The sequence below is a fragment of the Allochromatium tepidum genome (genome assembly GCF_018409545.1).
In the GTDB taxonomy this organism is placed as follows: domain Bacteria; phylum Pseudomonadota; class Gammaproteobacteria; order Chromatiales; family Chromatiaceae; genus Thermochromatium; species Thermochromatium tepidum_A.
On the sequence record NZ_AP024564.1, the window covers coordinates 135,215 to 147,502 of the forward strand.

Consider the following 12,288-nt stretch of genomic DNA (forward strand, 5'->3'; position numbering starts at 1 on the left):
CCCAGATCGCGCCGCCTGCCCCGTCGGCGCTCAGCGCCCTTCGCCGATCTTTCGATCGTCCATACCATTCCCTATTCCCTCCCCACGAGGTGAGACTGATGACCAGTTCTATCGCATCAATCGGACGTATCCATCAGGAGATCGCCCTAGAGCCGCGCGAGTTCATCTCGACATCCGCAACGGATGCCATGGCTGTTCGTTATCTCAATGAATTGTTCAGAGATGCCGCTCGTCGCGGGATCAGTGACGTTCATTTCGAGGATCGGGAAGATGCGTGCGCGATTCGGTTTCGTCACAACGGCGAGATGGAGGAGGTCGATCGCGTTACTCCCAATTACTCGCGCGAGTTCGACGGCAAAATACGCATGAAATGCAAACTTTCGCTGTCTGAGCGCATGTCCCCATTGGACGGGAAGTTTCGCTTTGAGGTCGATGGGCGCGATGTCGACGTGCGTGTCAGTATTCTCCCCCTGGCTCACGGTCAGTCGATCGTCTGCCGCCTCCTGGATCAGAAGGCGAACTTGATCAACCTGGATGATATCGACATGCCGGGCGATATCCGTGCGGCCATCGGACACATCATCACGCAACCCCAGGGATTGTTTTTGGTCACAGGCCCGACGGGTTCCGGTAAGACAACGACGCTATACGGCATCCTTCAACAACTGAACACGCCTGATGTAAAAATCCTCACGGTTGAGGATCCGGTCGAATATCGTTTGCCCGGCATCAGCCAGGCACAAACCAATCCCAAACTGACGTTTGCCGGCGCCTTGAAGTCGATGCTGCGCCAAGACCCGGATATCATCCTGGTCGGCGAGATTCGGGATTCCGAAACGGCTCGGATTGCTACACAAGCGGCCTTGACTGGACACATTGTCCTCTCCACGCTCCATACCAACAGCGCGCTGGTAACGCTCAATCGTCTGCTGGATCTGGACGTCGACCCCCACGCGCTGGGGGCGGCCATGGGCGGCTTTATGGCGCAACGTCTGGCGCGCCGGCTGTGTCCATACTGCCGCCGCCCGCGTTCCCTCACGGAGGACGCACGCTATCAGATGCGCTACGCGGGGGTCGCGGAAGAACTCATGCCGCCCGACACCGTGATCTACGAGCCGGCCGGGTGTTCGCAATGCCGGGATGGCTGGAACGGCCGGATCCCCGTGTTTGAATTGGTCACGGCCACCCCGGAGGTGCGCCTGGCCATCGAGGAGGGCAGCCTCAAGCGACTGGAGCGCGCGGCTCATATTCAGCCTCAGTACCGGTCACTGGGCCGGCACGCCATGCAGCTGGTTCTGGAGGGTCGGACGTCGTTGCTGGAGGCTATGGCGGTCACGGGGTCGACGCAGGTACAACTCGACGAGGCCGCTTGATCACATTTAGCCGCGCATCCTGCGCATCGACGCGCGGCGTCAATCGACCGACTTCTCGCCTCGAAAGACGGGGCGAGAAATCAAAAATGAGCACTTTTGAGGCTCTCAACGCTTTGGTTGCGAGAGCTTGAAGCCCCGCATCAATGCGCCGCATGATGCGCGGGAGTATTCACAAAATTCGGAGCAGCCTAAATATGCTATAGATACACACGTCTTGGGAGGCAGAAAATGGAAATCTTCATCGGTTTTTTAATTATTGGAACGCTATTCGGTCATTTCCTGGTGTTTCTTCAGAGACACCGAGCGCGGAAACGCGCCCAGGCCGAATACAAGATCCGTCTTGCACAACAGTACGAACAACTGCGTGACTACATGATGGACCCGGATCTGCTGCGCGGGCATGATCTGGTCGCTTCTATTTGGCTCGACATGATTCGTCATCAGCCGCCGGATCCTGAAATAGAAGGGCTTGTTCTGGCGGCCGCCACGGCGATCGAGCATCATGAGGGCCGACACTCTGAGGGCCGTCCTATTCAGCGCGGATGGATGACAGAGCAGGATTATCAGGAATATTTCCATTTTTTGGATCAGGCCGGCTCTTTCCAAGAACGCTACGCCGCCATCTTTCGCACTAAGGCCGCGCCGGCCGATCGTTGAGTTGCGTCCTCATCCCGTCGAGCAACGCCTCTGAGGGGGCCGATCGGCGCTTGTTTCTCCTTCGCGCACTTTTCACTTTCGCGTTCAGCTGCTCAAGACCGTCCCCGCCGAAGTCAAAGCTGTCCAAATCCTCGATTTCGGATTCATCCGTGTTCACAGGAGCCACATCCGTCGTCTCTGTCCTGGGGGCGGATGTCTGCTCTGATGGAGTGGCTATAGGTGAGGCTGGGGGGATCTCAGCCACCCGGGCGACCGGCGCTTCGCTCAGGGGAGCAGCGACGGTTTCCTGAACCGGCTCCGATGCACTCCAGGCATCGATGTCCAGGATCGTGGTGTTGGGGGCAGGCTCGGCGACGCCGGAAGCCTGAGTGCTCACCTCCGCGTCCGGGGTTGGATCAACCGGCACCTCCGTCGAACACCCGGTTGCGATCTCACCGGTCACGGTCATGTCCTGGTCGAGTCGGAGGCTGACGGCCTGAAGTGCTCCTGATTCATCATGCACAATCTCAACGCCCCGCATGATGGCTTCATCAGCCAGAACAACCTCCAGGAAAGCGTCGAAATAGCCTTTGTGCTGAATGCCACCTTTCAGCGATAACTGGGCGGCCTGGTCTGCCGACAGCATCAGGCACCCGCGTGGATCGAAGGTCGGCTCCTGCCCCAGCTGCTGCATCCCCCGAATCAGCGCCTGGCCAAGCACGCCCAGGTGGGCGTACGGATCGGCAGGTGTTTCATTTGGGCTTTCAGGAATGTCGGCAGAGGCTGAAGAAGGGACAGAGGCCGCCGGCACCGTGGCGACTGGAGGGTGCTCCGGCTCCGCGTTGAGCGTATCGTTGGGCTCGGACCGCAGTGCGCGCGTCCCGTACAGCGCCTGAACGATTTGCGGGGGATTGGGTGCAGGAGCAAGGCTCCTGAGTGCGGGAGGCATGTGCTCACCGAGGGCGACCACGAAGGCCACTTGCCACTGCCCGAGAACTCGTCCCTGACCGTTGCTCGAGACGACCTTGAACAACGCATTTTTGTAGCTGAAACGCTGATTTTCAAATTCGCAGACCAGTACCCCGCGCGCCTCAAGAATCCGCAAGAGATCTTCCGTGATGACGTATCGTCCGTCCCCGCGCTGTACCTCGGCTTGCTGCGGATTGCGGAAGAACTGCGCCGCGAAGGCGGTACGCACGACGGGTTCGTTCAGATACAAGCGCCCATCGCCACCTTTGAAGCCGGCTCGGAAACGCTGCTCTCGACCGTTGATCGTTCCGGGCTTGACCAGATAGTCGAGGAACCATGTCCAGATGGCATCGTCGCTCCCGCTGTCGTCGGCGTCACGGTCGGTTTCGTCCGTCTCGGCGTTTTTGATCCGCCCCTCCTCGCGACGTCCGGCTTCTGTATCAGCCGCAATCAGGAACTCCAGCAGCAAGCGAACGGTATCCCCCGTATGCGTCGGCAAATCCTGGGGATGATGCTCGTGCGTCACAGCCGCAATCAGCGCCTTGCGATCATCTTCGGGCAAGACCCAAGTCTCTTCCAGAGTCGCCAGAATGCGCCCTCCCTCTCGGTCATGGAAGCGCTTTACAGTGCTGACACTGTCACCATCGACCTTAAAGGCTTCCAGCTTTCCGATGTCGTGTCCGATCAGGATCAGCATGGCGATGTCGCGATCTTGGGGCGACAGAGCACGATCACGCAATCCCACGTCATGCGCTTTTCCGCGAAAACGCCACGACGGGAAGAGTTCCAGCCCCGTTTCAGCCACATTGAGCGAATGCTCCAGAAGCGTCGCATCACCATGCCCGCCCTTCGTTGGCGCCGCCGGAAAGCGCGGGCGAGCGCCCATGACATCCAGAATGGCTTGGAACGCGGCCACATACTCAGTCTGGCCCTCGGTTAACCAGTGCGCAACACGCGGCCAGCGCGCCGCATCGACCTGTACCGGCCGGCGGCAGCGCCGCCAGTGCATCACACCGGGTACGATGCCTATCGTGCACTCAATGCCCCGCGCTTGCGTGGGCAGATGCCAGCCTTTGCGTGCCCAGCGCAATGACGCGCTGATGGCGATTGCCAGACCGAAGGCTAACGCGCCCCACGCAAGCGCTTTCAAGGCTGTCAGCAGAAACAGACTGCTGTCCGGAAGGCCATAGGTGCGTAATCCCCAGATGACGCTGACCAGCCACCAAAACATGAACACGATGATTGTGGAACGCAGGATCGGATTACGCATGATGGGCCTAAGACACGCGCCGACAGGCGTGCGGTGCGTTGGAGACGAGGATGATGGAGCAAAAAACAGCGTTTAAGAGGACGAGGGGGGCGATCCGGAGACACTTGCCAGGGTTCTTTGGCGTTCCTCGTGCATATAGCGAATGACTTTCGGCACATAAGCTTGAGTTTCCTTGTAAGGCGGGATCGTATTGCCGTACTTCATCACGGCCCCTTCGCCCGCGTTGTAACCGGCCAGGGCCAGTTCGATACTGCCAAACTTATCCAGCAGCCAGCGCAGATACTTCGCGCCGCCTTCAATGGCCTGTTCCGGATCAAAAGCGTCGATGACGCCAAAGCGTTTGGCGGTTGCCGGTATTAACTGCGTCAACCCTTGAGCGTTCTTCGGCGAAACGGACTTGGGGTTGTAATTGGATTCGGCGCGAATGACCGCGTGCAGCAATTCCGCGGAAATCCCGTGACGTAATGCCGCTGATTGGATCAGCCCATCATACTGCGCACGGCGGGCTTTGATGGAGGACGGCAGCGGTTGGGCTTTCGTCGAATCAGGCGACTGGGCCTGACTCCAGTGCATGTAGGGACTGCGTTGCAGCCAGGCAATCTTGGCCTGGAAACGCTCGGCATCCGGGTCGTGAGCCGTCGTTTGCTCCCCTGAGAGCGTTTTCCAACGCTGAATGACCTTCGTTGCAAATTGCAAGCGCAGGCGATCACTCTTGGCGTAGTAGGAACCGATCCCGCGCCATGTCCAGCCGTCTTGTGCGATGTGCTGCGCAAAGATCCAAGCGCCGACATGGATGTTTGTGCAGGGATCGTACAGATCCTGCCGACTGACGCCGTGTTCTTTGAGCTTCGGCAACCAGCGCGAATTGATGCTCATCAGGCCGTAACTGAGGCTGCCATCCTTATTGGTCACAGTCGTCTTCGGGTTCGAGGCCGGTTGCTGTTCGGCCACGGCGATCAGCACCTCGACAGGCAGGTGCTGTTGCTTGGCCGCTGCTTCGAAGCACGAACGGTAGGACTCGTAGGCACTCGCGGCGGCCTGTTGCGAGGCCAGCACCAGGGCCAGGCTTGTGAACGCTCTGAACATTTGCATCTCCTTGATGCGCAGAATTATCAAAAAAATGATACAATTTATATTGCATTGTACTCAACCTTTTTGAGAATACCCATGCTACAGTCGCCTTTTTTTTGGATCTCCATCCTGGGCGTCCTCGCGCTAACGGGCTGCGCGGCCAACGACGTCCGTGCGCTGCGCCCCGTGCAAACAGCCACGATCCTTGACATTTTCGAGTGGGATACTTGTCTAAACGCGCCTGGTGCTCAAACGCGCGCGCAGCGTGCGGCGCGGATTGCCAAGCATCAGGCGTCCGCGAACACTGAGTTTGGCGGGATGCCGGTTGCATCCGGCTCAAACGAACAGGACGGCGCGGCGCTCGGCGGACTCGTTCAAGGGGCCGGCCTGGGTGCATTGGCGGGATCCGGGCCGGAAGAGATCGTGGTGGGCGCAGTGGCCGGGGCGGTTGGCGGCATCCTTCTGGCCACGCAGGATGTCGAGGAATGCTACCGTTACAACAACATTCGTTTGCGTATCGATGCGACAGGCGAGATCCTGGATACACGGGTGACGAAATACCGCGATCCCGATGTCGTGAGCGGGAAGCGTCGACTTGATTTGGCCTTCACAGCCGGACGCCAGGGATCTGAAAATTTCCGTGTTGGGGATTCCGTCAAAGTCGTTCGCGTCGTTCTACCTACATCTGATAAGCGTGTTGCTACCGTTCCGATCTCCGACGCTGATTGCTCGCTCTATCCCCTCTGTGCACAGTCGCTATAGTAGGCGTCCACGCAATAGAAAAGCCCCCATCACCATAGGTGAGGGGGCTTGGTTCAGATTAGATCAAAAAGGACACTCCACCAGGGCGGAATGTACTACTCACGCTTGCGCCGGACGTCCCAGTAGGTCGAGCCTTTTTTACGAAAGGCCTCCAGCAAACCTCCGGTCTCGAAGGATTCCAGCAACTCCAGGGCAGCTGGAGGCAAACCCTCAATGTACCGGAGTTCCTCAAGTACCTTCTCAAGGGCCGTCTTGTAGTCAAGACTACCCTTTTTATCGACTAGGGTCGCCGATATTGCATGTCCGTCGAGCTTCCGCGTTCTTTCGGGGATCGTGGCGATGAGTTGGGCCTTCGCCTCCTTCAGTCGGGCTTCAGCCGCCTCGCTCTCATCGAGAGCCAGCAGATAGAGCGCCTCGGCGTCCGCCCAGGCGTCGCCTGCCGGGGGATAGTCCCCTTTGACAGCCTCCCAGAAGCGGATCTCCCGCTCCATCATCGCGTCGATGTAGTCGGGATCCCGCTTGACTTCGATGAGGACATGCGGTGTGGCGTGCATCGGCCGATAGCTCCAGTAGTGGAGCATCTCTGCTTCCGGCACGCAGGCCAGTTGATGCTGGACCTGGGGCCAGTATTTGGCCGGCACCTGTCCGGTCTCGGCTGCCGCCGCGTGATCCTTCTCGCCAGGGCATTTGATCTCGACAAGCAGGCCACCGTCGAAGGTGGCCCCATCAAGGGAGGCTCCAACGAACGCGAACTCCTCGTGCTGGACGCAGATCGGGGCGGCGAACTCGCCGGTGTGTGCCGACCAGGCGTCCAGCGCCTCATCTTCCATCGCGCGTCCGCGCGCCATGGCGGGATTGTCCCGCGGCGGCTCGCGCCGCCCGGTTTTTAGCTCCCAGAGCTTGTGGATGGTCATCCATGGACTCACGCCCATAATTGCTGGGGCGTCGCTGCCCCCAATGATCCCGGCGCGCCAGTCGTGCCAGGCCCGGGTGCGTTGATCCAGCGTGATGAGTTTCATGACTCTCTCCTCTCGGTGCCGCGCGGGATGCGTCGGCTTCTGAAAGGAGTTGGAGGGCAAAAAAATCCCCACCAGCTAAGGACTGGTAGGGATGTTGGTTCGATCTGTGCTCAAAGCAACTTGTTGACATCCTCCCCGGCCTGAAGGCCGGAGATTCCTACGGCGCTCAATGAAGTCTCCCACCGCTAAAGCCGTTGGCTTGTAGCGGGGGGTTTCCTGCTTCGTCGAACGCCGCGCGGACGTGTGGCCACGGCCGCGACTGAGCGCGTTCTCCACAGGCGTTTGCGGGATCAATCCCGCCGGTTCGGCCTCTCCCGGACCTACCGTCGTGCGCTTCGAGCGTGATAGTGCTGCCGACGCTTGGCGGGCCGGAATCGAAACGGCCACAGGCGATCAGGTCGCCGTGCGCGCCGTGCCCCGCGGAGACGGTGGCGCACGGGGTCAGTCCGTAGACCAGCCGCCCCCTTCTGCCATATCCAAGCACAAAAAACTTTGCATAAACCCAAATTACATTGTATTTTTACAAGTATTCAAGAGCAAATAGGTTATCTACAAGCGTGAAGGTTTCACGCCCCATGGTCGGGGTCAACGTCGAATCGCAAGGTTGTTCTCTGTTCAGGATGAACGCCGAGGCAATTTTTATGGCGCAAGCTGGGTTTCGACGGCTGACACGGCCCATGTTGCCGGTGTTGACCGGCCATTCGGTTGGGACTGCTCAACCCGGACTCCAGTTGCTCGCCCACCAGGGCGCTATCAACGGAGAGCGAATCACTTAAAAACCACCATAAGCAACTTTGTTTAGGTTTTTAGGAACAGGCTCGGAAACTCAGATGCACAAGCCAACATCCGAACAGCAGGCCATCATCGACTCGAAGGCCGACACCCTGATTGCCAACGCCTTTGCGGGCACCGGCAAAACGGCCACCCTTGTCGGGTTCGCCAAGGCACGGCCCGACGCGCGTATGCTGTATCTGGCCTTCAACCGCTCTGTCGCTGATGAGGCCAAGGAGCGATTTCCGTCCAATGTGGAGGCGCGAACGTCGCACTCCTTAGCCTACGGGCGTTACGGACATCGCTATCAGTCCAAGCTTGGCTACCCACGGGCCTTTCATGCCCGTAACATCCTGCGCCCCTCGTTGCCCAGCAACGAAGCGCTGGTCTTTTCCGGATTGGCGCTTGAGGCGGTCAATCGGTTCCTGATCTCTTCCAGCGCCGAGATCAGCATCAACCACGTCGCCGCCGGGCAGGCGCGAGCAATCGGCGTGGATCCCACCGATATCCTGGAAGCGGCCAAGTCGCTTTGGGAGGCGATGCAAGATCCCAAAGATCCCTCCGTCCCCATGCCCCATGATGGCTATCTCAAGCTCTACCAACTCTCCAGGCCCAAACTCGATCGGTACGACTACATCCTGCTCGACGAGGCCCAGGACACGAACCCCTGTCTGTTCGACATTTTTAACGCACAGAAGACCGGGCGCGTGCTGGTCGGGGATCAGCACCAGAACATCTACGGATTCCGTGGCGCGATGAATGCCATGGGGCGTTTGCGTGGTGAGCATCACAACCTGACGGCCAGCTTCCGCTTTGGTGAGCCAGTCGCTGATGTGGCCAATGCCATTCTGGGCGTTTTTAAGGGCGAACCGCTGTCGCTGCGCGGATTCGGCGGTCCCAGCGAGGTGGGTATGGTTCCGCTGCAACAGCGGCGCACCGTCTACCTGCACCGCACCAATGCCGGTTTATTCGCTCGGGCGGTTGATTTGCTCCATGCAAACATCCCCATGCACTTTGTTGGCGGGGTCAAGAACTATAACTTCCAGACCATCCTCGACGCTTTCCATCTTTTTGATCACAACCAGCGTGCCATTCGCGATCCATTCCTGCGCTCTTTCCGCACGCTGGAGAATCTGGAAGAATATGCCGAGGCGGTTGAGGACCATGAAATCAAGGCGCGCCTGACGGTCGTGAAGAAGTACACCTTCAGGATTCCTCGCTTGATCGAGCGTCTGGAAGCCGCCCATGAACCGGATGCGCGCAAAGCGGGAGCCGAACTGACCACCGCCCATAAATCCAAAGGGCTTGAGTGGGAACAGGTGGTGCTCGGGGAGGACTTCCCGGATTTGATGGATAGCAGCGGGGTTCCTCTGGTGTCGGAGTTACTGCCGCCAAACGCGACTGAGCGCCCTCTGGAGCCGGACGAGGCCAATTTGCTCTATGTCGCGGCCACCCGTGCACGACAGCATTTGGTCATCACGCCGCAGCTGGCCGGCTTGCTCGATTGGGTTCACGGAGATGGGATGGCCGGACTGCATCGCTCTCGTGCCTCGGCCCCCGCGCTTCTCGCCGTCAACGCTTAGTCGAGACCATCACCATGCTCAAAGCGGCCTATCCCTTCCAAAGAGGTTCTGTGGCTCTCTCCCAAAAACGTCCGGCGGTTTTTGTATCGGCGATAAATCCGAAGGGGGAGTGTGCGTGATTCAATATTTTGAAAAAAATCATATAGGGCGCGATTGGGTTGTAGGGGATATTCATGGAATGTTTTCCTTACTGGAAAGCACCCTGAATGACATTGAATTCAACCCAAAGTACGATCGTTTATTTTGTACGGGCGATCTGATCGATCGCGGCCATGAATCCATCCGTGTCTTGGATTTTTTGCGCCAACCTTGGTTCTTCAGCGTCCGCGGCAATCACGACATCATGCCGATTCGGGCGCTCCGTGCCTTGCTGGTCAACGATGAAATTCCACTGCTGGAGTGGAAGGCGATGGGCGGCGAATGGTTCGATGATCATTCTCTTACGGAAGTGATCGAGGTTGCACAGGCCTTGATGGATTTGCCGATGCTCATCGAAATAAAGAGCGCAAATGGTGTTATCGGGATTACGCACGGCGAACCGAAAATAGGACTGTCATGGCCGCAAATTAAGGTCCATCTCGAAAATGGCTGCCACCTGACGCTGCTGGATATATTATTGGGACGTCATCGCATGGAGGCTCTATTGGGCGATTATGAGCAAGCCAGGGAACTTTCGAAAACGCGCATTGATCAATGGTCGATCCAAGGAATCGATCATCTTATTCTAGGGCATACCGTCATTCCGCATTGGTTTCGCTTAGGAAACATTCACTACATAGACACTGGAGCTTGTCACGAGCGCGGATGCCTGACCTTGATTGACATCAGCCATCCTGGGTTCTTGCATCATCGCGGTCTTTCTCATCATGAGTCGCTCGACTATTCGGGCGTCTTCGGCGTCGGGGATCCATCCGATCTGGCGTTCTTGAACGGTCAAAACAGCGATGTCATCCATGCAACCTGTGTTTGAGTCCGGCTGTGTGTGCTTTTCGGAAGAGCCCCCTTCTGGCCAGTCCCGTCGTGCTTTCCGGGTTCGCCGCTTTTGCCTGTATCCGCCCGAACTCCACGATGGTACGGATAACCCCAGGGTCGCCTGGCTGGCCGCCGGCCTCGACGGGTATGACGGCCAACACGCCGAAGTCGGCGCTTACGTTTCGGCTTCAGGTGATGTGTTTTTTGAAGACCACCTTGGATGGTCGATCGAAAGCGACCTCCGGCCCTTGGGCATTGATCCACGTTCGCCGGAGGGTCGTCAGCTGATCTCCGACTGGGCTGAGTGTGCGCGCCGTCACGGGCTTGATGCGCTCAATTCGTTCTTCCCGCTCGCGACTTAAACCCTGGGGCTCTGTTGAAGGAAATCAACTAACAATAACCAAGAGGTTTGTTTGCTGATGAATCGGCGTTCTCTTGATGTTTCTGGCTGCGTCAACTTTCCTATCCACGACCCCGATCTGAAGAACACTGAAGAAGGCGGCATGTTCGTCAAGCTCGTGGTCTGCGATAACCAGGAAGAACATGGATTTGCTGTGTGTAGCGGCGTGTCCGTCAACGATCTCCTCCTAGAAGTCTTTGTGGGGGATGATCGACGCGATCCCGAAAAAGATCCAAATTCAACAACAGGAGGGGAAACGTATCATTACCCCTGTATCGACGACCCTGACACGAGCGATATGCTTCGGCGGCTGCTGTCTCGGCCCTATCTGGCCGCGATCGTCCTCGGTTCCACCGGCTGGTCGGGTTGGAATGAGGATCTCGAGGAATATTGGCACTGCACGTTCGCCGATTTGAATCCGGCGGGGCAGGCGCTATACCGGCAAGTCGAATCGCTCTATCCCGGCTGCGATCTGCATTTGCTGACTTTTTTGGACACTTGAGGAGCAAAACCATGGAGAAAATCTCTCTCTCTGAGGCCAACGATCTTCGCATCACCCTGATTCCCTTCCATCCAGGGGATGTGATTTATCTCGCCGATAAAAATATTTGGCAGGAAGATTTCGCCGGCACGTGGGAAGACTGGATCGGCGTGCTGCCACCAGATCCCGCGTCTGCAAAAAACGCTAAGCATTTTCGCGAGGCCTACCAGTTTTGGGAGCGTTCGCGCGAAGTCTATGGTCCGGAAAAAACGCCCACCTGGGATGAGTATCGTGAAAATCTGTTGGAGCAAATCCGGCAGCGTCCTTACGAAGTTGTTGACGATGTATGGCTGGCTGCTTAATGGGCGAACTCATCGAAATTAATGCCTGTTTTTTTCGGGGGGGTGCGAAACGGGAATAATCACCCGCGTTGTTCCTAAACTTCGTGCGCTCTCTGAATATCGCCGTATTCAGCGCCTATCATGGCTCGGACGTGATCCTCGCGAAATGGGTTATTTGCCGTATCACGAGGCGCGAGACGTTGTCGATACAGCTGCTCGCACGATGCACTTCATGGATACGGCCGCACTCTCGTCCAGTTCAGCCTGGCCCGCTCTTTTTGGGGGCGCGCATGATTTGCCGGGGTTTTTGCATACGCAGGTCTGGATCTGCTGCAACGCCCATCTGGTGACGACAGAGCCTTTCGATCGCGACGCCATGTTCAGCGTCCTAGACTGGTGTTTCGACAACGGCTGGCGGGCATACCAAATTCAGCCCTGGGCGATGGAAAAACCAAAAATTTCGACCATGATCCTGTGTGCCCCGCCGAAAAGCTTCGGCGTGCTTGATGCCGTTCTTCAACGGTTGATGCGTGCCCGTCCAATTCCGTTCGAGGCCCGAGATCGTGACGCTCGGATCGTTTTGGATACACGATCGCAACCACGGCCAGGACTTTTCCCTGATAGTCGATAAAAGGAACGA

General features: G+C 57.9%; 12 protein-coding genes. 9 read left to right on the forward strand and 3 right to left on the reverse strand.

What is annotated here, in order from left to right; translation table 11 throughout:
- Positions 1 to 98: 98 nt before the first annotated feature.
- Together Atep_RS16125 and Atep_RS16130 are read left to right on the forward strand one after the other, a co-directional pair.
- Complete coding sequence (locus Atep_RS16125; protein WP_213381984.1) at positions 99 to 1,373, forward strand: GspE/PulE family protein; 1,275 nt, start codon at positions 99 to 101, stop codon at positions 1,371 to 1,373.
- 228 nt (positions 1,374 to 1,601) lie between these two features.
- Entirely contained in the window at positions 1,602 to 2,030 is a 429-nt protein-coding gene (locus Atep_RS16130) for a hypothetical protein (RefSeq protein ID WP_213381986.1), read from the forward strand.
- Here the strand turns inward: Atep_RS16130 and Atep_RS16135 are convergent.
- Together Atep_RS16135 and Atep_RS17030 are read right to left on the reverse strand one after the other, a co-directional pair.
- A complete protein-coding gene (locus tag Atep_RS16135; RefSeq protein ID WP_213381989.1) occupies positions 2,005 to 4,248 on the reverse strand; it encodes an HD domain-containing protein in 2,244 nt (747 codons plus the stop codon). The two genes, Atep_RS16130 and Atep_RS16135, sit on opposite strands and share 26 nt — an antisense overlap.
- Positions 4,249 to 4,320: 72 nt before the next feature.
- Positions 4,321 to 5,334, reverse strand: a complete 1,014-nt coding sequence (locus Atep_RS17030) for a transglycosylase SLT domain-containing protein (RefSeq protein WP_213382004.1) — start codon at positions 5,332 to 5,334, stop codon at positions 4,321 to 4,323.
- Between the two features lie 81 nt (positions 5,335 to 5,415).
- Here Atep_RS17030 and Atep_RS16145 point away from each other — a divergent pair, with 81 nt between their 5' ends.
- Positions 5,416 to 6,081 carry a hypothetical protein gene (locus tag Atep_RS16145; RefSeq protein WP_213382009.1) on the forward strand — a complete coding sequence of 222 codons (666 nt, stop codon included), beginning with the start codon at positions 5,416 to 5,418 and terminating at the stop codon, positions 6,079 to 6,081.
- Positions 6,082 to 6,176: 95 nt separating this feature from the next.
- On the opposite strand, the gene Atep_RS16150 is transcribed toward Atep_RS16145, so the two are convergent.
- On the reverse strand, positions 6,177 to 7,100 hold the full coding sequence (locus Atep_RS16150) for a lambda-exonuclease family protein (protein ID WP_213382011.1): 924 nt from the start codon (positions 7,098 to 7,100) through the stop codon (positions 6,177 to 6,179).
- 830 nt (positions 7,101 to 7,930) lie between these two features.
- On the opposite strand from Atep_RS16150, the gene Atep_RS16155 reads away from it, so the two are divergent.
- From Atep_RS16155 to Atep_RS16180, 6 genes are all read left to right on the forward strand, one after another.
- Positions 7,931 to 9,454, forward strand: coding sequence for a UvrD-helicase domain-containing protein (locus Atep_RS16155; RefSeq protein WP_213382013.1), 1,524 nt, complete (start codon positions 7,931 to 7,933; stop codon positions 9,452 to 9,454).
- Positions 9,455 to 9,569: 115 nt separating this feature from the next.
- Complete coding sequence (locus Atep_RS16160; RefSeq protein WP_213382014.1) at positions 9,570 to 10,424, forward strand: metallophosphoesterase; 855 nt, start codon at positions 9,570 to 9,572, stop codon at positions 10,422 to 10,424.
- On the forward strand, positions 10,408 to 10,788 hold the full coding sequence (locus tag Atep_RS16165; RefSeq protein ID WP_213382016.1) for a hypothetical protein: 381 nt from the start codon (positions 10,408 to 10,410) through the stop codon (positions 10,786 to 10,788). Before Atep_RS16160 ends, Atep_RS16165 begins: the two co-directional genes overlap by 17 nt.
- Positions 10,789 to 10,845: 57 nt before the next feature.
- Positions 10,846 to 11,328: a hypothetical protein gene (locus tag Atep_RS16170; RefSeq protein ID WP_213382017.1), complete on the forward strand. Its 483-nt coding sequence runs from the start codon at positions 10,846 to 10,848 to the stop codon at positions 11,326 to 11,328.
- A gap of 11 nt (positions 11,329 to 11,339) precedes the next feature.
- The gene (locus Atep_RS16175; protein WP_213382019.1) at positions 11,340 to 11,669 is read left to right on the forward strand and encodes a hypothetical protein; all 330 of its coding nucleotides are present in this window, start codon (positions 11,340 to 11,342) and stop codon (positions 11,667 to 11,669) included.
- 211 nt (positions 11,670 to 11,880) lie between these two features.
- Positions 11,881 to 12,279 (forward strand): hypothetical protein, encoded by a 399-nt coding sequence (locus tag Atep_RS16180; RefSeq protein ID WP_213382027.1) that lies wholly within the window; start codon positions 11,881 to 11,883, stop codon positions 12,277 to 12,279.
- The last annotated feature ends 9 nt before the right edge of the window (positions 12,280 to 12,288 follow it).